This is a genomic window from Halapricum sp. CBA1109, from assembly GCF_009741825.1.
Classification (GTDB): Archaea; Halobacteriota; Halobacteria; order Halobacteriales; family Haloarculaceae; genus Halapricum.
In genome coordinates this window covers 26,312-50,051 of sequence record NZ_WPCA01000003.1, presented here as the reverse complement: position 1 = coordinate 50,051, position 23,740 = coordinate 26,312, and the positions used below count along the sequence as shown (strand labels likewise).

Here is a 23,740-nt window from a genome sequence, read left to right as displayed (position 1 = left end):
CGGTCAGTGTCTCTCACAACGCTCACAGCCGACCGCTATGGCCCGAAATCCTCCCTTACGGCCCGACAGACGACCGAGTGGCGCCACTGGCAACGATGAGCCACAGCGGCCTCTCGCTCGACCGCATCGACGTCTCGCTGGCGACGCTTTTGGTCGTCGGCTCGGTGCTCGCGCTCGGGCTCCGCCTGCTGGCGACGCAGGTGTTTCTGCTCGTCATCCCCCTCGCGGTGGGTGCCGGCGGCGGCCTCTACCTGCTGACACAGCGCGGGCGCGCGCCCGATGCCGACTCCTGGCGCGGGGCGACACCGACCCGGACGCCGCTGTCGCTGCCGGGGATGGTCGCCGGCTTCCTCCCGGCGGTGACGCTCGCGGGACTGGCCGGCCTCGTCCTCGCGACGAACGCCGTCGGCACCCGGACCGGGCCGATATACCTCCTCGTCGGGAGTATCGGCGTCGCCATACTGGCACAGATACTGTTTGTCGACGACCGGCGCATCGCACCCGGTCTCGTCCTCGCGCAGATACTCGTCGCCGCCGTCGTCATCCGCCTGTCGGCGCTGTACGCGACGCCGGGGTTCGTCGGCATCGACATCTGGAGCCACGCGACAGTCTACGTCGACGGCATCGTCGCCTCGGGGTCGTTCGTGCCGCTTGAGGGCGATAAGTACCTGCTCGCGCCGCTGTACCACGTCGTCGGGGCCGTCGGGACGCTCCTCGTCGGCGGCGTCCGCGACGGCATCTACCTGACCATCGGGCTGGTGGTCCCGCTGTCGGTACTGTTCGTCTACGCGACGGGCCGAATCCTACTGCCGGCGCGGTGGGCGCTGCTTGCGAGTGCCTTCGTCGCGTTCTCCGATCAGGTCATCCGCTGGGGGATGCACCTTATCCCGACCAGTCTCGGCCTCGTCTTCTTCCTCGCGGTGCTGTACGCGCTGACGCGGCTGTTCGCCGGCGGGGCCGACCGCTGGGTCGTCGGCCTTCTCGGCGTGGCCAGCCTCGCAGTGGTGTTCACTCACCAAGTGTCGACGGTTATCACGCTCGTCGTCCTCGCCATCGCCGCGGCGGCCGGCGTGGTGACGACCGGGACCCGCTTCGGGACGGGCGTCGGCACGCGGGCGACGCTGTCGGTGACCGGCGTGTTCGTCGTGACCCTCGGGGCGACGCTGCTCTCGTGGTCCCAGACACCGTTCGCCGGCGGGCGATTCCTCTGGAGCGAACTGGCGGTGCTACGGGAAGTCGTCGCCGAGAACGCCGGGTTCCTGAACCTCGCCAGCGAGAGCCCGGAGGCCGCCGAGAGCATCGGCGGCCCCGTCACGGAGGGGTTAGTGCCGGCGGTGTTGCCCTACGTCGAACTGGTCGGGTTCGCGCTACTGCTGGGGGCCGCCGTCGTCGGCGGCATCTATATGCTCCGGAGCGAGGGGGCCTCGGCGCTGTCGACGACGCATCTGGTCGCCGCGGCGGCGCTTTTCGTCCTCGTGTTCGGGCTCTCGCTGTTCGGCGTCCGGGCGCTGTTGCCGGGCCGCTGGATCGCGTTTCTCCACGTCTCGCTGGCGCTGCTCGGGGCCATCGGTCTGTTCCACCTCGCCCGGACGCTCCCGCCGCGGCTGACGCTCGCGGTGTTCGTCCTCGTCGCCGTCGGCTACCCGACGACGATGGTCGTCGCGGAGAAGGCGACGCTCGACGCGCCGGCCTTCGACGACCAGCACAAGCGCTTCTCCTTCACCGAGTCCGAGATAGCCGCCGTCGAAACCGTCAGCGCGACTGCGCCCGCGGACGAACAACTCGGTACCGACCACCCCTACGTGAGCCTGTTCAGGCGGGCCGGCGGATACGGCTACGACGCCTCGATACTCCGTCTGGGGACCGACGGACCCACCGAGACCGACGCCGCCGTCTATCGGCAGTATCAGTCGACCGGCCCGATAAGCTTCCACCGGGCGTCGGAGTCGCCGCTGACCGAACTGACGCCACCGGTTGCCGCGAGCGTCTGTCCGTCCTCGTACAACAGCGTCTACGCCAACGACGACGTGGTGGTCTGTACGCCGCCGGCGGCGGGAGGTGACGCGTGACCGACGCCGAACTGTTCGACCGGGACCTCCTCGCGGTGGCCGCGTTCGCCGTCGTCGGGGCCGCGGTGTTGCTCGTGACCTCGCCGGCGCGGGTCGGGTGGGCACTCGGCGTGCCCTTCGTCCTCGTCGCACCCGGGTACGCCGTCGTCGCGGCGCTGTTCCCCGCGACGCCCGCCGTCGACCCCGACGCGCCCGGGTGGATCGTCCGGGCGGCACTGACGCTGATTGGGAGCGTCCTCGTGGCCGGGGCCGTCGGGACGCCCCTCGCGGCACTCGGTGTGCTCTCGCTCGTCCCGGTCGTCCTCGCCCTCGGCACGGTGACGGTACTCGGTGTCGGCGTCGCGGTCCACCGCCGGCGTCGGCTTCCAGTCGACCGCCGGGCGGACCCGACACGGGCGCTGACGGTACGCGCGCTCCCCGAACGGCTCGGACTCTCTGGCGTCCAGAGCGTCGCGCTCGTCCTCGCCGCCCTCGCGCTGGTCGGAGCGGTGGCCGCCACCGGTCCGACGACGGGCGACCGGGCGTCGTTCTCCGAGGCGACGCTCGTCGACGGGCCCGACGGCGACAAGCGGGTGGACGGGCCAATCGCCCTCGACAACGGGACGGCGAGTACGGTGCATATCCGCCTCACCAACCACGAACGGGCGGAGACGACCTACACGGTACTCGGGCAGATACAGCGCGTCGAGAACGGCACCGTCACCGAGACGCGAACGGTCACCGAGGAGCAGGTGACCGTCGGCGACGGCCGGACGACCGTCCTCGCCACCGACGTCGACCCCGAGATGGACGGGGAACGGCTCCGCCTGCGGTATCTCGTCTACACCGAGCGCCCGCCCGACCGTCCGGGGCCCCACAGCGCCGACCTGACGCTCCGCCAGTGGGTCGGGACGGAGGGCGGAGCATGAACGACATCGACCACGACATCGCCGGGCAGAACGTCCTCGTCACCGGCGGCGCGGGGTTCATCGGGAGCCACATCGCCGATGCGCTGGTCGCGGACAACGACGTCACCGTCCTCGACGACCTCTCGTCGGGCGACCGGGCGAACGTCCCCGAGGGCGCGACGCTGCGAGTCGGCGACGTGACCGACGACGCCGACCGGGCGAGCGCGATGGCAGACGCCGACGTGGTCTTCCACGAGGCGGCCGTCGTCAGCGTCTCCCACTCCGTCGACGCGCCCGTCGAGACCAACCGGACGAACGCCGACGCGACGCTCGCCCTCCTCGAGGACGCGCGCCGCGAGGACGCGCGCGTGGTGATCGCTTCCAGCGCCGCCGTCTACGGCCACCCGGAGTACGTCCCGATACCGGAGGACCACCCGACGGAGCCCACCTCGCCGTACGGGATCAGCAAGCTCACCGCCGACCAGTACGTCCGCCTGTACGCCGAGTTGTACGACCTCCCGACGGTCGCGCTCCGGTATTTCAACGCCTACGGGCCGCGACAGGCCGGCGGCGACTACAGCGCCGTCATCAGCACGTTCGTCGAGCAAGCGCTCGCGGGCGACCCCATCACCGTCAACGGCGACGGGGGCCAGACACGGGATTTCGTCCACGTCGAGGACATCGTGCGGGCGAACCTCCGCGCGGCGACCACCGACGCCGTCGGGGAAGCCTACAACGTCGGTACCGGCGACACCGTCCGCATCGACGAACTGGCCGAGTTAATCCGGACGGCCGCGGACTCGGACTCGCCGATACGCAACGTCGATGGCCGGCCCGGCGACATCCGGCACAGCCGAGCCGACACGACTGCCGCACGCGAGCGTCTCGGCTTCGAGGCGACCGTGGCCCTCGGCGACGGCCTCCCGACGGTCCCGGGGTTGTGAGGGCGGACACACTGCCTCGAAACCGACGAAACCGCCCCATAACAATGCCGCTGTCGCCCCGATAGGGAAACGGGGGCGCGGACGCTGCCCACACCCACCACCGTCCGGTCCCTCTACCTGACCCCACCCCCTTTTTGAGCCATCGTGACCGCTCGACAGCGATCACGTTTGGCAGTGGTAGCCGTTTTTCGGCGTGATACGGGAGAATAAGTGCAGTGCGGTCGGAAAATCCCGCGGCAGAGTTTTTATGTGTGACCCAGTTACTCAAAACAGACAGAGATGTTAAAATAGTGTACATTTACGTAGTAGGCACTGGTTCGTGGTAGCGTATGGTTCCTACTGAGCGTAGGGACCTCGTATCAGACTGGGGAGAGAGAATATGATAAACGGACGCACCAGTGACGCGGGTAGTACTGTAGAGACGGGTTCCACCGGGAGTACGGGGGAATCAGCGACTACCGACGGCAGTAGTGACGGCCATCGGGGAGTCGACGAATCGGCTGTCGGGGCGCACTCGATCAGTATCGACCAGATATTCGAGATTCTGAAGAACCAGCGGCGGCGGTCGGTCCTGCGGTACATGCAGACCGCAGGAGAGGAGGTTCGGTTGGGGGAACTCGCCGAACAGATCGCCGCTTGGGAGTGTGACAAGGAGGTCAGCGAGATCACCTCCAGCGAGCGAAAGCGGGTGTACGTCGGCCTCTACCAGTGTCACCTCCCGAAGATGGACGACGTAGACGCGATAGCGTACAACAAACCCCGCGGCAAGATCGCACCGGGCGACAACAGCGAGACGTTCGAACACTACCTGCCGGACGACGACGCGGAGAGCGAAGCGCGCTGGTCACAGTACCACACGTACATCAGCGTCCTCTCGGTGTTAGCAATCGGGTCGCTCGCACTCCTCGCGGCAGTGGGGTCGACGCCACCGGCCGTCGTCGGGACGGCCGCCGTGCTCGGCGTCCTGTCGGGCTTGCCGCTCCTGCCAGTGGTCGAGTCGGTTCGTTCGTGAACACTCGCGGGGCAAGTTCCGGTATGCCGGTGCTACTAGTCGGTAACACCGGCCATAACAATACATCGTTCAGCGTTCTGTACGGGTATGCAATCGACCGAACGGGCCCGGCTACGGGACGTACCCTTGTGACGATGAGCGCCCCAGATTCGGAAGAGCTGACGCCCGACGACATCTTCGAGATACTCAGCAACCACCGCCGTCGGATGGTGTTGTACTACCTCAGGCGGACCGGTGGCACCGCCGACGTGACGGAGCTCGCCGGGGAGATAGCGTCTATGGAGAACGGCGTGCCCGTCGAGGACCTGACGAGCCAGCAACGCAAGCGGGTGTACGTCTCGCTCTATCAGACACATCTCCCGAAGATGGCACAGATGAACGCCATCGAGTACGACAAAGACGCCGGGACCGTCAGACTCACCGACCGGACGAACAACATCGACCGGTACCTCACCAGCGGCGAGCAGGTCACCTATCCGTGGCGGTTTCACTATCTCGCCCTCACTATCGTCGGTGGGGTGTTGCTCTCGCTCTCGGCGGCCGGAGCGCCGGTGCTCGAGTCGGCGTCGCTGCTGTGGCTCGGCATCGGGACGCTCGCGATGTTCGCCGTCTCGGCCACGGTACAACTCTTCTTGCGCCGACAGGACGATTCGGTCCCCTTCGAACTGAGCCAGTACGACCGATGAGGCTCAGCGCCGGTCGGACAGCGACTGGACGCTGTCGGTGTCCGCGATGATGAACTCCGAGTCGGTCAGGTGGTCTTCCTCCCGCGGGAGGAGGACGTACTTCTCCTCGCCCTCCTGGACGTCGATCAGCGTGAGCGGGACGGACTCGTACCCGAGGTCCGCCTCCGGGTCCGGATCGTTCGGGACGGCCTCCCACGTCTCCCGGAGCGATTGGCTCATCGGTGCCACCCCGGGGAAGGGGCTACACCGGATTGTCCGTCCCGATACGCACGCTGATCCCGTCGTTCGCTCACAGCCCGTCCTGACCACTGGTCCATAGTAGTAGGCTATTGCTACGATTATTAACACTTCTTGCCGGTTCGTGTCCCGTTCTCTACCACGTTGTTACGTGTCATATCATACCGTGTCACGGAGTACCGAAGTAACCCGCTACCGGCAGTATGGTCCGCCTTCCACGCTGTCGTCGGCGACTGTGTCGGGTCGGTGCCACCAGTACCCGGCCGAACGACCCGCCGAGACACCCTTCGAGGGGTAAGTGCCGTATACCTGAGTATCCCGGTTACCAAGCGGTGACAACGACCGGTCCTGTTCCGTCCGTGGACCCGACCGGAGCAGACCCTATGATACACAACAGCATATGCGAAGCGACACGGGGACCGGCGATAGCCCCGGCGCTCGCCCACGCGAGGTCCCGATGAGCTCCGACTGGGGTATCGTCGGCTACGTCGTCAGTTCGAAGTACCGCGTACTGGTGTTACAGCGGCTCGACGAGTCGGCCGCGCCGCCATCGACCATCGCCGGCGACACCGACTGCACCGTCTCACACATCTCCCGGGCGCTACAGGAACTCCGGGAGCGCGGGCTCGTCGACCTGCTCGTCCCGGAGGAGCGCAAGAAAGGGCGCATCTACGGCATCACCGAGGAGGGCCGAACGGTCTGGGAGACCATCGAGTCCGAGAACCTCGTCTGATCGGGGAACGGCGTCGCGTCTGCTGTCGGTGTTCGTCCGGAATCAGTCGTCGGCGTCGGGCAACAGCATCTCCGGGTCACGCTCGTAGGTGGGTGTCGCCGCGAACTCGGCCATGCGTTGCTTCTCACTTTCGGACAGGGTTCCGTCCATACACAGGCAGAAGGCTACCATACGCTAAAGTAATCACACCTTACAGCGGGGCTATCGGTCGCTGACGGCGCCACACGCTACCGGTCACCGCATCGCCCGCGCCGCGCAGTACGAGCCCTCCTGTGCCGAGAGCCACGTCGTCGTCCGGCAGTCAGCGTCGGCGTCGGTGGCGTAGATGGTACACTCGTCGGGGGCGTCCTCGTACTCGACGACCGCAGCGTCGACGTTCCGCAGTCCCTCGTATGCTGGTTCGACGTACATCCGGTACTGCTACCGCTGTGTGTGACATTGTTATAACGCGGCTACGGTGTCCGGCTAGTCGTAGATGGCTATCGCGTCCGGCGTCACGACGACACGGTGGCCCCACAGTTCACAGCGGAGCTGCAGCGACCGGTTCGACCCCCAGTCGAACCCCTCGATCGCGTCGGTCGATATCTGCTCTTGTAGCCGCTGTTCCCGCTCGAACACGTCGATCTGCGCGGCGAGAAACGCGTCGACGATAGCCTCGCTAATCGGCTCGGACCCCTCCACCGAGTATGTCACAAGTAGCGATTCTTCCGCGTGTTCGGACATACGCTCAGAAATGGCTAGACCCTCAAAAGCGCCGTGATTCTATTCAGAACGTGGACAAACGGTACGAACCCGGTAACTACTTGATACATACCGTGCCGTCCCGGACATTCTTCACCGGCGCGATAGAACACTGTGGTACAATGACACACGACACGCCGGAAGCGGACGCGGCGTCCCGACGGTGGTGTGAGAACTGCGGAATCAGCGTCGTCCCCGAGACGGGCGAAGACGGGCCGACGTGTCCGTCCTGTGGCGAGCGGCTCTGAGGTCAGTCGTGGCGGGACGACGGTCACCGTCGTTACTCTAGCTGATGGTAGTCGAGTTCGTAGCCGGCGTCGAGCGCCTGTTGGACCTCGGAGCTCGGGTCGTCGACGGGCCGCGTCGAGAGCGCCATCCCGCCGACGCTGTCCCGCTCGACGACGATGTTCCGCCGCCACGACGGGTCCGTCTCCGTGGCGTCCGTTCTGGCGTGTGCGCCGCGGGACTCGGTCCGTTTTCGGGCGCCGCGGAGTATCGCTTCGGCCACGTCGAGGGCGAACCCGAGGTTCATCGCGAACTCGAAGGACTCGCTAGTGGGGCCACCGACGGCGACGTCGGCCGCCCGGTCCCGTATCGACGCGACCCGTTCCAGACCCGTTTGCAGCGAGGACTCCTCCCGGAGCAGCCCGGCGTGGTCCCACAGCACGGCTCTGAGTTCCGCGAACAACGCGACGGGGTCGTGCGTGCCGTCGCTGTTCGCCACGGCCATCGTGTCAGCGAGGGACTGGCCGGCGAGGCGGTCGACGGTGTCGGCGTCGGCGCCCGGACCGTCCGCGAGGCGGTCCGCGACAGCCGCACCCGTCACCTTACCGAAGGCGACAGTCTCGGCGAGGGAGTTGCCCCCGAGACGGTTCGCGCCGTGGACCCCGGCCATCGTCTCGCCGATGGCGTAGAGGTTCCGCACGTCCGTCTCGCCGTGTTCGTCGACCACGACGCCGCCCATCCCGTAGTGGGCGGTCGGGGCGACTTCGACCGGTTGCTCGGCCATGTCGACGCCCAACTCGTCGAACCGCTCGACCATCCGCGGGAGGCGCTCTTCGAGGAACGACCGGTCCCGATGAGAGATGTCGAGGTAGACGCCGCCGTTCTCGGTCCCGCGGCCCTCCGAAACCTCTCGCGCGATAGCGCGTGCGACCACGTCGCGGGCGTCCAGTTCCATCTGATCGGGCGAGTACCGCTCCATGAACCGCTCGCCGAGTTCGCCGTCCTCGCCGGCGGTGTAGAGCCGGCGCCCTCGCCGCGGACGGCCTCGGTGACGAGGCGACCGTCCCACTCCTCGCCGTAGCGGTCGCCGACCATCCCGGTCGGGTGGAACTGGACGAACTCGACGTCCATCAGCCGTGCGCCGGCCTGATAGGCTAGCCCGGGACCGTCGGCGGTGTTCTCGTCGTCCCGGGAGGAGTGCCGTTCGTAGAGGCTCGTGTAGCCGCCGGCGGCCAACACGACCACGTCGGCGGCGACGCGTACCGGCTCGCCGGTGTCGAGGTCGACGCCGACGGCCCCGTGGACGCGCCCGTCCTCGGTGAGAAGGCGGGTCACGTAGAGGTTCTCGCGGTACGGAATCGACAGCGACTGGGCGCGGTCGACGAGCGTGTCCAAAAGCGACTCGCCCGTGTGGTCGCCCGCGAAGGCGGTCCGACGAAACGACTGGGCGCCGAAGTACCGCTGGTCGATGTCGCCGTCTTCGGTCCGACTGTACGGCATCCCCCACTCGTCGAGTTCCCGGAGTCGGTCGGGCATCTGCTTGGTCACCGTCTCGACGAGGTCGGGGTCGTTGATGTGATGCCCCTCGTTGAGCGTGTCCGCCGCGTGGACCGTCCAGTCGTCCTCCGGGTCGTGGGTGCCCAGTGCGCCGTTGATGCCGCCCCGCGCCCACGTCGTGTGGGCGTCACCGTGTCCGCGTTTGCCGATGACCAACAGCTCCGAGGGGTCGACGCCCTGTTCGGCCAGTTCGATGGCGGCCCGTGCGCCCGCGGCCCCGGCCCCGACGACCAGTACCCGCGGCGAGAGGGTCTCGTAGTCGTCCGGGTCGAGGGGGGACGCGCCACTCTCAGGGGGAAGTGAACTCATACTCAATATTGTGCCCGGAGTGACTTAACCGGGCGTGAGGGCGGTTAAGTAGCTGTAGAAATGGCCCCGAGGGTGCGTGTATCGCCTCATCAATCGTCGGGACGGCGTCCGCCCTCCGGAGTCCACACGACACGCTGCTCACGCTGTGGAACGTTTCGTTCGTTCATCGTGAACGTCCCGACTGAATCGGCGGTGCCGTTCACGAGCGACACGAATTGCTGCGTGAACATCAGCACTTATATTCTCGTCTAGAGTGATGGAACGACAAATGCAGGGGCTCAGCGACACAGATAGGGTGGTCGCCGACGAGCAGGCGTTGTCAACGACGCTCGACGGCGAGTCGGTGGTCCTCCACACCGGGTCGGGGACGTACTTCGGGTTCAACGAGGTTGGGACGGACATCTGGGAGTGCATCCAGTCGCCGTCGTCGGTTAGCACCATCGCCGACCGGATCAGCGACGAGTACGACGTTAGCCGAGCGGAGTGTCGTGGGGACGTCGAGTCGTTGCTCTCGGAGTTGCTCGAGAACGGACTCGCCGAAGTCGTCGACGAACAGGGTGAGTGATGGGGAAGCTCAGTGCCTTCAGGTCGTGTTCGCGTGGCCAGCAGGCCCGCCTCCTCCTCGCCTCGACAGCACTGCTGGTCGCGTGGGTGGGAGTGTTCGCGATATCGTTCGACCGGTCCAGGTCAGTACTCGTTCGCACTGGCACCTCGGCACGTCGGGTGCTCTCGGCCCGGCCCCCGGCGGCACAAATAGCGTGGGCTGTCGATACGGCTGACCGTCACGTTCCGGGCGAGCGCACCTGTCTCGTCCGGTCGCTGGCGGCGGAGACGCTGTTTACGGCCTACGGGTACGACACCGAACATCGTATCGGTGTCCGAAAAGAGCGTGGGGAAGGGGTCCGAGCACATAGCTGGATCGAGGCCGACGGTGACGTCGTCCTCGGCTACCTAGACGACCTCGACCAGTACGAACCCCTGCCGCCGTTAGACACCGTGGCCGACAGATGACGGCGAGTGACGACGTGTCGGAACCGACGCTTCGCGAGAAACTCCACGGGATCCGTCTGGTCGCCGGGTTCAGACCGCTGTTCGCGGCAGGGATCGTCGCGTTGAATCTCCTGACCGCTATCTTCGAGGGTATCGGCCTTGGTCTGCTTGTCCCGATCATCGAGACGGCTCAAGCCGGCGAGAACATCACCGCGCAGGCCTCGGGCGTGACTAGCTACTTTCTGGTCGTGTACTCGCTCGTCGGTGTCCCGTTCACGCTCGAGACGCTCCTTTTGGGTCTGGCCGCCGTTATGGCGGTCCGCTACGCGCTCTCGTTCTGTACCAGTTGGCTGGGAGTGATCCTCCGCACACAGTATCTAGCGCACCTCCGAACGCAGTGTTTCGACCGCTTGCTGTCGGCGGAGGTGTCGTACCTCGACGATCAGGACGGCGACGTGATGACCAACACCATCGTCACCGAGGCGGCACAGGCCTCGGGGCTGATCAGTCGCCTCCTCAACGTGGTACAGACGTGCTTTTTCGCGTTGATCTACGTCACCGTCGCGCTGTTGATCGCACCGTTCGCGACGGCTGTGGCCGTCGGTGTCCTCGGGACCGTCGTGGTGTTCACTCGCTACGTCGTGCGACCGAGTTACGGGATCGGGGATCAGGTCTCGGAAGCCAACGAACGTATTCAGGGCCTCGTCAACGCGGCGATACGAGGGATCCACGACATCAAACTGTTCAACGTCGGCGACAGGCTGAACGGTGAGTACCGGGACGCACACGGGACGCTCGTCGAGACCAGAGTCGCGCTCACCCGGAACCGCGCCGCGCTCAACAACCTCAACCAGTTTCTGAACGTCTTGGCGTTGTTCGTGCTGGTGTACATCGCGGTCGCCTACCTGTCGCTGTCGTTCGCCTCGCTGGGCGTCCTGCTGTTCGCGATGTTCCGGCTGTCGCCACAGATCAGTTCGCTCAACGACAGCCTCTACACGATCGACGGGGCGCTCCCGCACATCGTCCGCACACAATCGCTGTTGGAGCGGTTGGCCGACAACGCCGAAACCGACGGCGGCGACCCGGTCCCGACGCCAGTCACTTCCATCAGCGCCTCCGGAGTCACCTTCCGGTACGACGACGGTGACGGGACCGACATCAGGGACGTCGATATCGAGGCCGAGCGCGGCGAGACGGTCGCACTGGTCGGCCCCTCCGGAGCCGGAAAGTCGACCATCGTCTCGCTGCTGGCACGACTGTACACGCCCGACAGCGGGACGATACGGGCCGACGGGCACGATATAGGGAGGTTCGACGTCGATTCGTGGCAGGAGCGAGTCGCTGTCGTCCCCCAGCACCCCTTCGTGTTCAACGAGACGTTGCGCGACAACGTCGCCGTCGGTTCACCCGACGCGACCGACGAGGAGATAGAACGCGCCTGCCGGATCAGTCAGGTCTCGGCGTTCCTCGATGAACTCCCCGACGGGCTGGACAGTGACCTCGGGGACGATGCGGTGCGGTTGTCGGGCGGACAGCGCCAGCGGGTCGCCATCGCTCGCGCACTCGTGAGCGACGCCGACGTGTTGTTGCTCGACGAGGCGACGAGCGAACTCGACTCGCCGACCGAAGCAGCCATCGTCGACGGTATCGAGTCGATGGACACCGAGTTCGTCACTGTCGTCGTCGGCCACTGGCTGTCGACAGTCCGCGACGCCGACCGCATCTACACCATCGAGGGCGGCGTGGTCGTCGAGTCCGGGACGCACGACGAACTGATCGCCGGCGACGGGGAGTACGCGTCGCTGTATGCCCCACAGATAGAATCTCGACCCCACAACCGATGACGACTCCCATCGACTCGACTGACGGCCGTACCTGCTCACAGACCTACCGAACCTACGGACTGACAGTGCAGTCGGCGTTCGAACTCCCGGAACTTCCGATCGCGGGAGACGCCGGCGAAGCGGACGTCGTCATCGAACGCGGGACAGTCGAACCGGTGCCCGAGTCCGTCGAGAGCCACGGGATCCGTCGTGTACAGGCGACGCCCGGGCACGTTCGGCTCAGTTACGACACCATCGGCTCCTTTCTGGTAACGGGTGGGGATCGTATCGTCTTCGACCCGGTATCGACGGACGTCGTCGGGACGAAGCTGGTCCGGCGACTGTTCGAAAACGAGATGCTGGGGGTCGTGCTCCACCAGCGTGGCCGCCTCGTTTTACACGCCAGCGCCGTCGTGGTCGACGGGGAAGCCGTGGTGTTTCTCGGTCCGCGGGGCGTCGGGAAGTCGACGACAGCGGCCGCCTTCCGTACCCGCGGGTATCCGATCCTCGAGGACGATATCGTCAGCATCCGGTTCGAGGACGAGACGCCCGTGGTCGACCCGGGCGTCCCGGAGATGCGTCTCAGACCCGACGCCGTCGAGGCGCTCGGTATCGAGAGGACCCACCAGTGCGAGGACGACGGCGGCTCCGACAAACGGTATCTCGTGTTCGATGAACAGCCGGATCCTGTTCCAATAGGGGGCTGCTACGTCCTCCGGCAGGGGGAACGTCTCGTTATCGAGGACCTCCCGGAGAAAGAGCGGCTGTTCCAGTTGGTCGATCAAACGTACACGCAGGGAATGCTCTCGGACACCGACGCCTCCGGCGACCACTTCAGACAGTGTGCGGCCGTCGTCGAGCGAACGTCGTTCGGCGTCCTCCAGCGTCCGAGCGACCACGACGTCCTCCCGTCGCTCGTCGCTGCTGTCGTCGACAGCAGCCGCTTCGAGGGGGATCAACGATCATAAACCGTGCCGGCGGCGGTCGGCGACCGAAGCCGACCGCAACCAGCCCTCGTTTCCGTCCCCACCGGTGTATTCCCCACCGCTGTCAGGAATCGGGAACGATCGATCCGTCGAGTGGGGTCCCCTCGGAGTAGACGTCGGTCGCGCTCCCGATCTTGTCCTCGAGAGTGAGCGTCTCGACGGACCCGTACTCGGTTACTTCCGGCGTGTCGTACGTTTTGGATGGCATAGTTGCCACTGAATAGAAGTTGGGCTAGGTACAAAAAAGTAGTCACTCAACCGAATATTCGCGGCAGGAATCCGTCGAAGTGACGGCGGTATCCGGTGATGACGCCCGGTTCGGTCACTTTTGCTCACACTTCGTGCCCCACGGGAACGGTCGATCACGGGCGGTTACGCCCGGTCGTTTCTAGCCAGACGGAGAGCGACAGCGCCCGCCACAGCGCACGGGCGTCCCGGGGGCTCGGTGTCTCCCGAAATCGCTCGTAGGCCGCCCCGACGGCGTCGGCGTCGAGGTATCGACCGACCGACCCTAGGTCGGCGGCCAAGGAATCTAGACAGTCGTCGGACCGGGCCAGCGCGTTCCAGAACGCCTCGCTCTGGAACGTCTTCCACGGCCGCCGCTGTACCTCCTCGGGGAGGAGATCGGACAGCGCCCGGCGACCGATGGACCGAGTCCACCCGTCGCGTAACTGCTGGGTGGGAGGTATCGCCAGCGAGAACTCGATCAGTCGCGTGTCCGCGAACGGGTATCGAGGTGTGACACCAGTCCCGGCGAACGTCAGGTCGAGTGCCTCGAAGTTCACGGCGTTTTTGCCGGTTATTATCGACCGTCGCTGGCGGCGTCGGGACCGTGGCGTGAACGTCGCACCCCGTGCGTCGGGATCCGTATAGCGGTCAGCCAGAGCGATACGGTCGACGAACGACGGCGACAGCGTGGGGTTCGCAGCCATCGGTCCGATCGGATCGCCGTCGAATCGTCGCCGCCACCGCGACAGCCGTGGCGGCACCAGTTCCGAGAGGACATACTGGACGAACAGGTAGTTCGGGGAGGCGTCGAGAACCTCCCCCATCGCCTGCAGTTCGCCGTAGAGGTGTCGCCAACGGCCAGTCCAGAGTAACTCCGGGAGGAGGCCGAGTCCGTACCCGATAGTGCTATCGCCGAGAGCACCGCTCAACACGACGCCGACACCCTCCTCGCGGGCCCGCCGGGCGCGGGCACACTCGGCGAAGTGCATCGTGTTGTGCGGGGGTTGGTCGAACACCGTCCGGAGTCGGTCCTCGTCCCCGAATATCCCGGCGTCCCCGTGATGGAGGTAGTGGGGTTCGATGCCGTCGATATCGGTGACGGCCTCGATGAACTCCCGCTCGTCACTCGACGGCGCATCGTCGAAGAGATGCGAAAACGTGTGCAAGGGCTGGCTGTCCTCGAGGCAGTCACGGGCCATCACCGTGATCGACGAGGAGTCGATGCCGCCACTGAGATCAGCGCCGACGGGCTCGTCGGCCCGGAGCCGGCTGCTCACCGCCCGTTCGAACAGTGCTCGGAACCGGCGTTCGTACGCCGCATCCGAGGCGAGGGAGACGGTCCTGTTCGGGTCGAGGTCCCAGTACCGGCGGCGGTCGACGCTGCCCTCCTCGACAGTCATCGTGTGTGCCGGCGGGAGACGGCGTATCGCCTCGAAGAACGAACGCGAGCGGTTCTCGTAGCTGTCGACCAGAAAGCTCCCGACACGGCGGTCGTCGACGGTCTGCGGGACGGACGGTAGAGCCAGCAGTGCTTTCTTTTCGGACGCGACGGCGACGAGACCCGGCGACTGATAGTAATACAGAGGCCGAACGCCGAGAGGGTCGCGGGCACAGAACAACGTCCTCTCGGTCCGATCCCACACGACGAACGCGTACGCGCCGACGAGATGGTCGACACAGTCAGTCCCCCACTCGCGGTAAGCCGCAGTGACGACTTGACTGTCCGGCGTACGGGCGCTGTCGTTGAGGGCCGGGAGTGCGTCGAACAGTTCCGGCCGGTTGTCGATTCGGACATCACCGGCGACGACTAGTTCGTCCGTCACGCAGGGCTGATCATCGTACGCCGCTTGCGGGGTGATATCAAGATGCTGATGGCCGATAGCGATACGATCGTCGGTCCACTGGTCGCTGCCGTCCGCTCCACGGTGATCCAGACGGTCGTGCATCGCCGCGAAGACGGCGGAGTCCAGCCCCGCTCCCTCGCGGTCGAACAGCGCCACGATCCCACTCATAACTGATCGTCGTCTACGGCAGTGGATCGATCACCCGATATCATAGCGGTTCCGGAGATAGCGGACCGCGTCGGTCAGGCCGACGAGTCCGTCCGACACCCAGAGGGCCAGCGCCACCAGCATACCCGCTCCGAAGAGCGTGCCGTCGTCGACCGGCAAAAGCGGGACTGCCACCGGGAGCGGATAGTCCACCAGCACCGGCCAGAGGAGAAACGCCGTGTCGGCTCCCCAGTATGCACCGAGTACTTCGTCGGCGTAGTCGACGGCGAGGTGCGATCCGTACCCGAGCGCGAACGGGTAGAGAACTGCTGTGCGTCCCCGTGTCCGGCCCACCACCGCGACGAGACCGACAACTGCTCCCATCGCGAGCAGGGAGTGAAACATACTGCGTCCGTACGAGAGAACGCCGAGAGCGACCAGCGGCTTGTCCAGCAGGTCGGGCGCGAGACTCCCGAACAGCACTGCCGCAGTCGCCGTGGCCGTCGGCGGATCCCCGCTGATGCGTCTGAGCACCGAGAAGACGAGGTAGCCGGCAGAGAGGTGTTTGCAGGTGCCCCAGAGGATATGTGCAAGCGAGTGCATCGAGGTGTGCGACTGTTCGGGGACGGACAAATTAAAATACGCGTGCGACGCAGAAATTTCGGGTTCGGTGTGTCGGAACCAGTATTCACCACTCGCCGTTCACGGCGCGTTCGTACGTCGAGAGGGCATCGTGCGCGATGGTGTCCCAGTCGTACTCGCTGGCCCGGGCCGTCGGTTCCGTCGGCGGCCGTTCGCCGTCGAGTGCTCGCTCGAGCGCAGCCGTGACGGCATCGACGGACGGGTCCACGACGAACCCCGCGTCGCCGACGAGTTCCCCGGCGGCAGACTCGGGGTGGTCCGCGGCGATAACTGTACAGTCCGCAGCCATCGCCTCCGCGTAGGCGATACCGAACCCCTCGCGTGTCGACGGTGACGCGAACACCGTCGCCGAGCGCATATGCCCGAGCACTGCCTCGTACTCGTCGAGAAAGCCCAGAAACGAAACTGCGTCTGCGTTGTCGAGTGCTTCGGCCCGGGTCCGCAACGTGTCCGTGCGGGGCCCCTCACCGATTATTCCGAGGGTCACGTCGTACTGACCGGCGACCCTGTCAAAGGCGGCCAGCAGCGTGTTGACGTTCTTCTCGGGGATGTGGCGTCCCGCGAACAGGACATCGTAGGCCGTTTCTCCCCGGTCGACGGGGAGGGGTGCCGACCGAATCGCCCCCATATCGATGCCGTTCGGTACGACATCGACTGTCGATCTGTCCGGGCCGAGTGTCGACAACCGGTCGGCGGTCACCCCGGACACCGCGACCGGATGTTGTGGGACGGCCGCTGTGAGACGCTCGACGAGTTTCCCGCAGGGTGCGAGGGTGTCGAGATAGTCGTCCCAGTGGTCACGCCACACCTCGTGCCACGTCGTGACGAGCGGCGTTCCGGTGCCGACGCGGGCGAGAGCAGCCGAGAGAACCGGAAAGTACGGGAAGACGCTCGCGACGACGACATCGTGGTCACCGTCCCGGAGCTGTCTGGCCAGTGGATACGCCAGCCGAACCCCGAAGTCGATTGCCTCGGATATCGACCGCCGGTCGTCGACGTACAGGTCCGTGCCCGGCGCGACTGCCCGGAGGACCATTCCGTCGTCCTCGATCAGTTCCGGCCCGTCCCAGAAGTGGCGGCCGTAGACCGTCACGTCGTGGCCGTCGGCCGCGAGGCGGGAGCCTATCTCGTGGATCCGCTTTTCGGCACCCCCCGTGACGTACGGATAGACGACGTTCGACACGAACGCGATATCCATCGTGACCGTCTACAGTCACCACTGGGGACTACTTTACGGTCCACCCCTGTCGAGAGCCACAATCCCGGTTCGGTACTCGGTATCGTTCACACGGTGAGTGGTGTCGTTCACACTGTGTGAAAACAGCGTTGCACCTGTTCGAGAGCCGTCGGGAAGTGCGAAGACCCCGGAAAGATGGGTTTTCGGGCCGAAAACCGGTCGCTAGGGGACGATAATCGACGTAGATTCTACCCTTTTGGAAAGAAATATACATCGCTCTACTTACCAGTCTAATTAGTATGGCCGCTGAGGGACAATCACGCTCGGTCCGTCTGCCCGAGCACGTGATAGCACGGGTGGAAGACCGGCTCCCGCGGACGGAATGGGACGAACCGGAGGAGTACATCACCTACGTTATGGAGGAAGTTCTCTATCGAGTGGAACAGGAGACAGACGACGAGGAGTTCGAAGGTGTCGACGAACAAGAGGTCGAGGACCGACTCAAATCGCTGGGCTACCTGAACGAATGAGGATGGGTGTACTGGGGGGTACAGCCACCGACGCTGAGAACGGGGCTGGCATATGCACGTAGTACACCTCTACGACGGTCACGAGAAGGTCCACGCCGGTCGTGGTTCCGTCCCGGGTGTCGTGTGGAACATCGCCCGTGAGACCGTCCGGAAGGGTCACCGGGTGACCGTCGTCGAACGACAGTGGGACGAACTCCCACCGACGGCCGAGCACGAGGGCGTCGAGTTCGTCCGCCTGAATCTGCGGACCGGGGCGGACGAACCCTGGACGCGGGTCCCCTACGAGGTGGCGACCGACCCGCTACAGTTCACGCGACTCGTCGGCGACAGGATCAACTTCGCCCGACGGGCGCTGAGCCTGCTGGAATATATGGACGTCGACGTCCTGCACGTCCACCTCCCGTTCGCGGCGAACGTCGTCGTCTCGGTCGCGCCGGGGTTCCGTGACCGGATGGTGTTCACGGCCCACCTAGGAGAGCTCAGACTCGACATCCTCGAAGGGGACCAACGGGGCGACGGCGGGGAGGGCCCCGACGTGCCGTCGATAGTCAAGGCGTTCTCCCCGGACGTGTATCTGGCCAAGCGGGCGTCGCGGACAACCGTACTCAACTCCGCGATCGCGGACGTCCTCGTCGACCGTGGCGTCCCGGCGGAATCGGTACGGACGGTCCCCAACGGTGTCGACACGGAGCGGTTCGGCGACGTCGACCCGGCGGCGCTCGAACGGGTACGGTCGACGTACGACCTCGGTGAGAAACCGACGCTGCTGTTCGTCGGGACGCTGATGCCACGGAAGGGCGTCACCGAGTTCGTCAGAGCGCTCGACACCGTCGTCAACGACTACGGTCGGGACGTGGAAGTGATCCTGGCCGGCGAACCGGAACTGGACACCGGATACGTCGAGACGGTCGAGTCACTCGTCGAGGAGGCCGCGCTCGGATCGGCGGTGTCGATGCCGGGGTTCGTCCCGGCGGCGGACCTCCCGGCGCTGTACCACGCCGCCGACCTGTTCGTCGTCCCGTCGCTTGAGGAGGGGTTCGGGATGACCGCTATCGAGGCGATGGCCGCCGGGACACCGGTCGTCGGGACCCGCGTCGGCGCACTCCCGGACATCATCGAGAGCGGACGGACAGGGACGCTCGCCGACCCCGGCGACGTCGCCGGACTGGCGGACGCCATCGACGATGCGCTCACTGGCGTCGACAGCCCCGACAGTGCCGTCCGGACGCGAGCGAACGAGTACTCTTGGCCGTCCGTGGCCGAGGAGTTCACGAGTATATACGACGAGGTGGCACCGTGACGGGATCAGCGCAACGAAACGTCGTGCTCGTAACCTACGACAGCCTCAGAGCCGACCACTGTGGGTTTATGGGCTACGACCGGGAGACGACGCCGACGCTCGACGAGATGGCCGATTCGGGGGTCGTCTTCGAGAACGCAGTCGCGTCGGGCGTTCCGACCATCGCGTCTATGACGAGCGTTATGACGGGGCGACACTCCCTCGCCAGCCCGGAGATCGGATTCAACACCGAGCAACGCGAACAGGTGACCACGAACCCGACTATCGCGGAAGTGCTCTCGGACGCCGGCTACGATACGGGTGCGCTCTCGCCGAACCCGCCGGCGTCCAGTTACTTCGGGTTCGACGAGGGCTTCGACTGGTTCGAGGACTACCTCGACGAGGACGACGGACTGATCGAACGGGCCTGGAACCGCGTATTCCGGGACTCTATGGAGGGCGGCGGCGCGTCGACGTACCTCCGTCTCGCGCGGAACGTCCTCACGAAAAACGAGATTCTGCGTCCGTGGGAGGACTTCTACGAGGACATACTCGCCTGGCGGGAACAGGCAGAGGAGCCGTACTTCCTGTGGGTGTTGCTGCTTGAGCCACACCACCCGTGGATGCCGCCGACCGACTACCAGCAGTGGAGCTCTCGGGGGGACAAGTACCGCGCGTTCAGGCAGTACTTCGAGATGTTCAACAACGGGTGGACGCCGGAGTTCGCCCCGGCGGAACGACAGCGGCTGATCGACCTCTACGACGACGCGACCCGGTACGGCGACGAGTTCCTCTCCCGGTTGCGGTCCGACCTCGGCGACGACGACCCGGTGATCGCCGTCCACGCGGACCACGGCGAGGAGTTCGGCAAGCACGGCCGCTTCGGCCACCAGCCGTTCCTCTACGAGGACCTGACGCACGTCCCGCTGGTCCTGTGGAACGCCGGGCGAGACGACCGGGTAGAGCGCCCCGTCGAACTGCGGCAACTCGCCCCGACCCTCGCGTCGTTCGGCGATGCCCGCGATCCGTTCCCGGTACCCGGTCTCCTCGAAGACGGGGATGCCCGGCCGTGGGCCACGTCGAAGGTGTTCGCGGAAGGCGACCGACGGGTCGCCATCCGCACCGCCTCGGCGAAGTACATCGAGGATCCGACGACACAGGAACTGTACGACCTGTCGGTCGGCGGCGACGAGCAGGAGAACCGCTACTGGCGGAACGACGACGCGGCGAGCGCCTTCGCCGACGCCCGTCAGTCCCACGTGGACGCGGAACGCGAGCGGCGTGCCATCGACGCCGCGAGCGACGACGTACTAGAGGGGGGGAGACTGTGAGCGACAGCGACCGACCGAACGTCGTGCTCGTGACGATAGACAGTCTCAGGGCCGACCACTGCGGACACTACGGCTACGAGCAGGCGACGACGCCGACGCTAGACGCGATGGCCGAGGCGGGCGTCGACTACGAGGCGGCGATATCGCCCGGGCCTGCCACGCCGGAGTCGATGCCGGTCGTCTTCACCGGCGAGTGGCCCGTCGACCGCGGCGGCGACGGGACGGAGCTCGAACGGCGTCGCGAGCGCATCAGTGCCCATATGGAAGCCCGGACGACCCTGCCCGAGCGGATGCAGGACCGCGGATACGAGACGGCGGCGTTTACCCCCAACCCGTTCACGTCCCGGCACTTCGGGTTCGACGGTGGGTTCGACCACTTCCAGGACTTCATGGACGAGCAGAACCGCGGACGGCTGTACAAGTCGGTCTTCCAAGGGTTTCTCGAGGAGAGTTCGGTGTCCTCGCTCGCTCGCGTGTTTCTGAACTTCTGGCAGGGCGAGGAGGTGTTCAAGCCGTGGGAGTCCTACTACGACGAGGTGATCGAGTGGACTCGGCAGGCAGAGGAGCCGTACTTCTTGTGGGTGTTCCTGATGGACGCCCACAACCCCTATATGTCGAGTGCGGAGTACCGGACCCAGTCGAAGCTCAGGGAGTTCCGGGCGAACGTCGAGTTCTGGCGACAGAGCCACGAGACGCCGTTCTCGGAGACGATGGAGGAGCGGCTCGTCCGGGCCTACGACGACTCGATCCGGTACTCGGACGCCTTCCTCGGACGGCTTCGGCGAGACTTGTCCGAGGACGACCCCGTCGTGGCAGTGCACGGCGACCACGGCGAGGCCTTCGGCGAGCACGGGACGTACGGTCACGAGCCGTACCTCCACGCCGAGAACGTTCACGTGCCGTTCGTCGTCGAAGGGCTGGAGTCGGACACCATCGCGGAACCGACGTCGTTGCGTGAACTGCCGGGTATTCTGACGGGCATCGCGAACGGGGAAGACGACGCGACGAGTCCGACCGAACCGCCTGTCGCGTACACCCGTGACGGGACCGCGGTCGCGGTCGGCACGCCGTCCGGCCCGGTCCAGTTCACCACCGACGAGGACGGACACTGGACGCCCGTCGGGGAGTCGCCACCGGGCGAGAGCGTGCGAACTGCCGGGCGGTTTCTGACGGACGTCGACGAGCGGTCGGCACTCGCTACGTGTATCGACGGCGTCACGGGGGCCGAGCAGATATGAGCGAGTCGGTAGTCATCGCCCACGGGGGCGACGTGAGTCAACCGAGCGGCGGTACCAACCGGGTGACAGCGTTCGCGGCCGGACTCGCAGGAGACGGCCGGACTGTGGTCCTCGTCGTCCCGACACCGGAGGACGAACTGCCGGACCGTCTAGCCGATGTCGAAGTCTACCCCGTCGACGTGCCCAACACGAGTGTAGCCGACCAGCCAGTGCGGGCGGCAGCGATCACCTGGCGGGCGCGACAGATAGCCGACAGGCTCGACGCGCGACTCCAGTTCGAACACTCGACGCTCGGCGGCATCGGCGAACTGGCCGGCGCGGAGGGATACGTCCTCGATATGCACGACTTGGCGTTCGAATCACCACTGTACGGTGGTCTGCCGTTCGGGAAAGCCGTCCAGCGAGTGATCCGGACCATCGAATCGCGTGCGGTCCAGTCGGCCGACGACGTCGTCGTCGTCTCCGAGAACATGCGCCGTCTCGTCGCCGACGCCTTCGACGTCGCGGCGACGGAGATTACGGTCGTCCCAAACGGTTACTTCAGCGAGAAGGTCGACCCCTACGCCGACGTCGATACCGTTCCCGGCCGCGTCGCGTTTCTCGGGACGCTCCATCCGAAACTGGACGTCGAGGCCATCGTCGGCATCGCCGACCTACCCGAAGTCGAGGAGGTGGTCGTCGTCGGTGACGGCGCGAACAGGGAGCGACTGGCCGAGGTGGCGGCCGACGATCAGACCCTCCGTGTCACCGGACGGCTTCCGGACGAGGAGGCGTTCGAACTGGTCGCGAGCGCGGCAGTCGCTATCAACCCACAGCATCAGTCGGACCTCCAGCGTGCGTCCTCGCCGGTCAAGATCTACTACTACGCCGCGCTGGGTTCGGCGATGGTCCTCTCTACTGGGCCCGCCGTCGCCGAGGAACTCCAGGAGAGCGGCGCGGCGGTCGTCGTCGACGACGACAAATCGTTCCCGAACGCCGTCCAGTGCTTGCTACGGGACGACGACCGACGGGCGTCGATGGCGGCGGCGGCGAGTACCGAGGCCGAACAGCTGTCCTGGGAGAGCCGCGTCGCCGACCTGAGGGCATTGTACTGACCAATGGCTGAGTATCCCATCAACGTATATCTCGACCGAAACGACGCCGTCTGGACCTCCCAGCGGTACTATATGGACCAACTCCGGGATCAGATGGCGTCCGATAGACGGGTCCGTGTCGTCGAAGGCGTCGTCGACGCCGACGTGGTACACCTCAACTTCCTGAATCCGACGGGACGGGTCGTGTGGGGAAAACGGAGTCGAAGACGCCACGTCCGCGATGTCGGTCGCGTGTTCTTGGACTCAGAGACGCCGGTTGTCGTGACAGAACACGGCGTCGAGGAGTTCTCGGACGTGGGGAAGTCGATGTACGTCGACGCACATCCAGCGTTACAGACCGTCGCCGATGCGGCCAAACGGCTGGGCTCTTCAGCGGTCGGACGCCGGGTCGACGCTATCATCGCCATCAGCTCTATTGACAAGCGGTTTCTCGTGAACGCCGGATTCCCCGGCGACACAGTGCACCTGATACCACACGGTGTCCACGAGCGATTCCTATCGAGGGCGACAATGACGGACACCGACTTCGTGTTACACGTGAGCAAGTGTTCGCCGCACAAGAACCCGGCCGCACTACTCGAGACCGCCCGACGGTTGGATACGACCCTCAAAGTCGTCGGCTGGGACTGGCAACAGAAGTACGGTGAGGAGCTCACGGCCATAGACGGTGTCGAGGTACTGGGCTACGTCGATCGGGACCGGTTGCTGACGCTGTACAGGTCTGCGAGCGTGCTGTATCTCCCATCGATCTACGAGCCGTTCGGCCTACCGATTCTGGAGGCGATGGCCAGCGAGACGCCGGTCGTCGCGTCGATCAACTCGGCCGGTCCCGACATCGGAAGTGGCTGTATCGACCTGGTGGACCCCGACGATACCGACGAGCATATCGCAGCGATAGAACGCCTCCTCGATGACGAGCAGTACCGGCGTGAACGGGCCGGGAATGCGAGAGCGCGCGCCGAGTCGTTCACGTGGGACCGGACGGCGGCGTCGACGATAGCGGTGTACGAACAGGTGGTGGCTGGGTGATA

The 23,740-nt window shown here is 65.8% G+C and carries 24 protein-coding genes and 1 pseudogene; 17 read left to right on the top strand and 8 right to left on the bottom strand.

Going from position 1 to position 23,740, the window contains the following annotated elements; all coding sequences use genetic code 11:
* The first annotated feature begins 95 nt into the window (after window positions 1–95).
* From GJ629_RS00880 to GJ629_RS00860, 5 genes are all read left to right on the top strand, one after another.
* Window positions 96–2,069 carry a hypothetical protein gene (locus GJ629_RS00880; protein ID WP_197428355.1) on the top strand — a complete coding sequence of 658 codons (1,974 nt, stop codon included), beginning with the start codon at window positions 96–98 and terminating at the stop codon, window positions 2,067–2,069.
* Window positions 2,066–2,977 (top strand): DUF1616 domain-containing protein, encoded by a 912-nt coding sequence (locus tag GJ629_RS00875; RefSeq protein WP_157511329.1) that lies wholly within the window; start codon window positions 2,066–2,068, stop codon window positions 2,975–2,977. The genes GJ629_RS00880 and GJ629_RS00875 overlap by 4 nt, the downstream gene beginning before the upstream one ends.
* On the top strand, window positions 2,974–3,900 hold the full coding sequence (locus GJ629_RS00870) for an NAD-dependent epimerase/dehydratase family protein (protein ID WP_157511328.1): 927 nt from the start codon (window positions 2,974–2,976) through the stop codon (window positions 3,898–3,900). The genes GJ629_RS00875 and GJ629_RS00870 overlap by 4 nt, the downstream gene beginning before the upstream one ends.
* A 379-nt stretch (window positions 3,901–4,279) precedes the next feature.
* Entirely contained in the window at window positions 4,280–4,912 is a 633-nt protein-coding gene (locus tag GJ629_RS00865; protein ID WP_157511327.1) for a hypothetical protein, read from the top strand.
* A gap of 134 nt (window positions 4,913–5,046) precedes the next feature.
* Window positions 5,047–5,598, top strand: a complete 552-nt coding sequence (locus GJ629_RS00860) for a hypothetical protein (protein ID WP_157511326.1) — start codon at window positions 5,047–5,049, stop codon at window positions 5,596–5,598.
* Between the two features lie 3 nt (window positions 5,599–5,601).
* On the opposite strand, the gene GJ629_RS00855 is transcribed toward GJ629_RS00860, so the two are convergent.
* On the bottom strand, window positions 5,602–5,817 hold the full coding sequence (locus tag GJ629_RS00855) for a hypothetical protein (RefSeq protein ID WP_157511325.1): 216 nt from the start codon (window positions 5,815–5,817) through the stop codon (window positions 5,602–5,604).
* Window positions 5,818–6,292: 475 nt separating this feature from the next.
* Between GJ629_RS00855 and GJ629_RS00850 the strand changes: the two genes are divergently transcribed.
* Window positions 6,293–6,568, top strand: a complete 276-nt coding sequence (locus GJ629_RS00850) for a winged helix DNA-binding protein (protein ID WP_157511324.1) — start codon at window positions 6,293–6,295, stop codon at window positions 6,566–6,568.
* Between the two features lie 234 nt (window positions 6,569–6,802).
* Here GJ629_RS00850 and GJ629_RS00845 read toward each other — a convergent pair whose 3' ends face one another.
* Together GJ629_RS00845 and GJ629_RS00840 are read right to left on the bottom strand one after the other, a co-directional pair.
* Window positions 6,803–6,979 (bottom strand): hypothetical protein, encoded by a 177-nt coding sequence (locus GJ629_RS00845; protein ID WP_157511323.1) that lies wholly within the window; start codon window positions 6,977–6,979, stop codon window positions 6,803–6,805.
* Between the two features lie 54 nt (window positions 6,980–7,033).
* Window positions 7,034–7,291, bottom strand: a complete 258-nt coding sequence (locus tag GJ629_RS00840) for a hypothetical protein (RefSeq protein WP_157511322.1) — start codon at window positions 7,289–7,291, stop codon at window positions 7,034–7,036.
* Window positions 7,292–7,431: 140 nt separating this feature from the next.
* Here GJ629_RS00840 and GJ629_RS16640 point away from each other — a divergent pair, with 140 nt between their 5' ends.
* Window positions 7,432–7,557 carry an endonuclease Q family protein gene (locus tag GJ629_RS16640; RefSeq protein ID WP_231754407.1) on the top strand — a complete coding sequence of 42 codons (126 nt, stop codon included), beginning with the start codon at window positions 7,432–7,434 and terminating at the stop codon, window positions 7,555–7,557.
* Between the two features lie 32 nt (window positions 7,558–7,589).
* On the opposite strand, the pseudogene GJ629_RS17755 reads toward GJ629_RS16640, so the two are convergent.
* A pseudogene (locus GJ629_RS17755) lies at window positions 7,590–9,400 on the bottom strand (L-aspartate oxidase).
* 268 nt (window positions 9,401–9,668) lie between these two features.
* Between GJ629_RS17755 and GJ629_RS00830 the strand changes: the two are divergent.
* The 4 genes from GJ629_RS00830 to GJ629_RS00815 are packed head-to-tail and all read left to right on the top strand — an operon-like array spanning window position 9,669 to window position 13,181.
* Entirely contained in the window at window positions 9,669–9,965 is a 297-nt protein-coding gene (locus GJ629_RS00830; RefSeq protein WP_157511321.1) for a PqqD family protein, read from the top strand.
* Window positions 9,965–10,411, top strand: coding sequence for a lasso peptide biosynthesis B2 protein (locus tag GJ629_RS00825; protein WP_157511320.1), 447 nt, complete (start codon window positions 9,965–9,967; stop codon window positions 10,409–10,411). The genes GJ629_RS00830 and GJ629_RS00825 overlap by 1 nt, the downstream gene beginning before the upstream one ends.
* Window positions 10,408–12,234, top strand: a complete 1,827-nt coding sequence (locus GJ629_RS00820; protein ID WP_157511319.1) for an ABC transporter ATP-binding protein — start codon at window positions 10,408–10,410, stop codon at window positions 12,232–12,234. Before GJ629_RS00825 ends, GJ629_RS00820 begins: the two co-directional genes overlap by 4 nt.
* Window positions 12,231–13,181, top strand: coding sequence for a hypothetical protein (locus GJ629_RS00815; RefSeq protein WP_157511318.1), 951 nt, complete (start codon window positions 12,231–12,233; stop codon window positions 13,179–13,181). Before GJ629_RS00820 ends, GJ629_RS00815 begins: the two co-directional genes overlap by 4 nt.
* 82 nt (window positions 13,182–13,263) lie before the next feature.
* Here GJ629_RS00815 and GJ629_RS00810 read toward each other — a convergent pair whose 3' ends face one another.
* The 4 genes from GJ629_RS00810 to GJ629_RS00795 all read right to left on the bottom strand — a co-directional run bounded on the left by GJ629_RS00810 (window position 13,264) and on the right by GJ629_RS00795 (window position 17,258).
* Window positions 13,264–13,407: a lasso RiPP family leader peptide-containing protein gene (locus GJ629_RS00810; protein ID WP_157511317.1), complete on the bottom strand. Its 144-nt coding sequence runs from the start codon at window positions 13,405–13,407 to the stop codon at window positions 13,264–13,266.
* A gap of 154 nt (window positions 13,408–13,561) precedes the next feature.
* Complete coding sequence (locus tag GJ629_RS00805; RefSeq protein WP_157511316.1) at window positions 13,562–15,439, bottom strand: asparagine synthase-related protein; 1,878 nt, start codon at window positions 15,437–15,439, stop codon at window positions 13,562–13,564.
* A 30-nt stretch (window positions 15,440–15,469) separates the two neighbouring features.
* Entirely contained in the window at window positions 15,470–16,021 is a 552-nt protein-coding gene (locus GJ629_RS00800; protein WP_157511315.1) for a metal-dependent hydrolase, read from the bottom strand.
* Between the two features lie 85 nt (window positions 16,022–16,106).
* On the bottom strand, window positions 16,107–17,258 hold the full coding sequence (locus GJ629_RS00795; protein WP_157511314.1) for a glycosyltransferase family 4 protein: 1,152 nt from the start codon (window positions 17,256–17,258) through the stop codon (window positions 16,107–16,109).
* 278 nt (window positions 17,259–17,536) lie between these two features.
* Between GJ629_RS00795 and GJ629_RS00790 the strand changes: the two genes are divergently transcribed.
* From GJ629_RS00790 to GJ629_RS00765, 6 genes are read left to right on the top strand one after another with little or no spacing between them, the layout of a single operon-like run.
* Window positions 17,537–17,767: a hypothetical protein gene (locus GJ629_RS00790; RefSeq protein WP_157511313.1), complete on the top strand. Its 231-nt coding sequence runs from the start codon at window positions 17,537–17,539 to the stop codon at window positions 17,765–17,767.
* A gap of 52 nt (window positions 17,768–17,819) precedes the next feature.
* A complete protein-coding gene (locus GJ629_RS00785; RefSeq protein ID WP_157511312.1) occupies window positions 17,820–19,067 on the top strand; it encodes a glycosyltransferase family 4 protein in 1,248 nt (415 codons plus the stop codon).
* A gap of 23 nt (window positions 19,068–19,090) precedes the next feature.
* The gene (locus tag GJ629_RS00780) at window positions 19,091–20,377 is read left to right on the top strand and encodes a sulfatase (RefSeq protein ID WP_197428354.1); all 1,287 of its coding nucleotides are present in this window, start codon (window positions 19,091–19,093) and stop codon (window positions 20,375–20,377) included.
* A complete protein-coding gene (locus tag GJ629_RS00775; protein ID WP_197428353.1) occupies window positions 20,374–21,615 on the top strand; it encodes a sulfatase in 1,242 nt (413 codons plus the stop codon). Before GJ629_RS00780 ends, GJ629_RS00775 begins: the two co-directional genes overlap by 4 nt.
* A complete protein-coding gene (locus GJ629_RS00770) occupies window positions 21,612–22,709 on the top strand; it encodes a glycosyltransferase (RefSeq protein ID WP_157511309.1) in 1,098 nt (365 codons plus the stop codon). The genes GJ629_RS00775 and GJ629_RS00770 overlap by 4 nt, the downstream gene beginning before the upstream one ends.
* A 3-nt stretch (window positions 22,710–22,712) precedes the next feature.
* Window positions 22,713–23,738, top strand: coding sequence for a glycosyltransferase family 4 protein (locus GJ629_RS00765; protein WP_157511308.1), 1,026 nt, complete (start codon window positions 22,713–22,715; stop codon window positions 23,736–23,738).
* The last annotated feature ends 2 nt before the right edge of the window (window positions 23,739–23,740 follow it).

Coding starts and splice junctions, on each gene's coding strand:
- GJ629_RS00860 (WP_157511326.1), top strand. CDS start 5,047: ATGAGCGCCCCAGATTCGGAAGAGCTGACGCCCGACGACATCTTCGAG.
- GJ629_RS00850 (WP_157511324.1), top strand. CDS start 6,293: ATGAGCTCCGACTGGGGTATCGTCGGCTACGTCGTCAGTTCGAAGTAC.
- GJ629_RS00845 (WP_157511323.1), bottom strand. CDS start 6,979: ATGTACGTCGAACCAGCATACGAGGGACTGCGGAACGTCGACGCTGCG.
- GJ629_RS00810 (WP_157511317.1), bottom strand. CDS start 13,407: ATGCCATCCAAAACGTACGACACGCCGGAAGTAACCGAGTACGGGTCC.
- GJ629_RS00785 (WP_157511312.1), top strand. CDS start 17,820: ATGCACGTAGTACACCTCTACGACGGTCACGAGAAGGTCCACGCCGGT.
- GJ629_RS00820 (WP_157511319.1), top strand. CDS start 10,408: ATGACGGCGAGTGACGACGTGTCGGAACCGACGCTTCGCGAGAAACTC.
- GJ629_RS00870 (WP_157511328.1), top strand. CDS start 2,974: ATGAACGACATCGACCACGACATCGCCGGGCAGAACGTCCTCGTCACC.
- GJ629_RS00880 (WP_197428355.1), top strand. CDS start 96: ATGAGCCACAGCGGCCTCTCGCTCGACCGCATCGACGTCTCGCTGGCG.
- GJ629_RS00795 (WP_157511314.1), bottom strand. CDS start 17,258: ATGGATATCGCGTTCGTGTCGAACGTCGTCTATCCGTACGTCACGGGG.
- GJ629_RS00770 (WP_157511309.1), top strand. CDS start 21,612: ATGAGCGAGTCGGTAGTCATCGCCCACGGGGGCGACGTGAGTCAACCG.
- GJ629_RS00765 (WP_157511308.1), top strand. CDS start 22,713: ATGGCTGAGTATCCCATCAACGTATATCTCGACCGAAACGACGCCGTC.
- GJ629_RS00865 (WP_157511327.1), top strand. CDS start 4,280: ATGATAAACGGACGCACCAGTGACGCGGGTAGTACTGTAGAGACGGGT.
- GJ629_RS00805 (WP_157511316.1), bottom strand. CDS start 15,439: ATGAGTGGGATCGTGGCGCTGTTCGACCGCGAGGGAGCGGGGCTGGAC.
- GJ629_RS00825 (WP_157511320.1), top strand. CDS start 9,965: ATGGGGAAGCTCAGTGCCTTCAGGTCGTGTTCGCGTGGCCAGCAGGCC.
- GJ629_RS00800 (WP_157511315.1), bottom strand. CDS start 16,021: ATGCACTCGCTTGCACATATCCTCTGGGGCACCTGCAAACACCTCTCT.
- GJ629_RS00855 (WP_157511325.1), bottom strand. CDS start 5,817: ATGAGCCAATCGCTCCGGGAGACGTGGGAGGCCGTCCCGAACGATCCG.
- GJ629_RS00815 (WP_157511318.1), top strand. CDS start 12,231: ATGACGACTCCCATCGACTCGACTGACGGCCGTACCTGCTCACAGACC.
- GJ629_RS00790 (WP_157511313.1), top strand. CDS start 17,537: ATGGCCGCTGAGGGACAATCACGCTCGGTCCGTCTGCCCGAGCACGTG.
- GJ629_RS00830 (WP_157511321.1), top strand. CDS start 9,669: ATGCAGGGGCTCAGCGACACAGATAGGGTGGTCGCCGACGAGCAGGCG.
- GJ629_RS00840 (WP_157511322.1), bottom strand. CDS start 7,291: ATGTCCGAACACGCGGAAGAATCGCTACTTGTGACATACTCGGTGGAG.
- GJ629_RS16640 (WP_231754407.1), top strand. CDS start 7,432: ATGACACACGACACGCCGGAAGCGGACGCGGCGTCCCGACGGTGGTGT.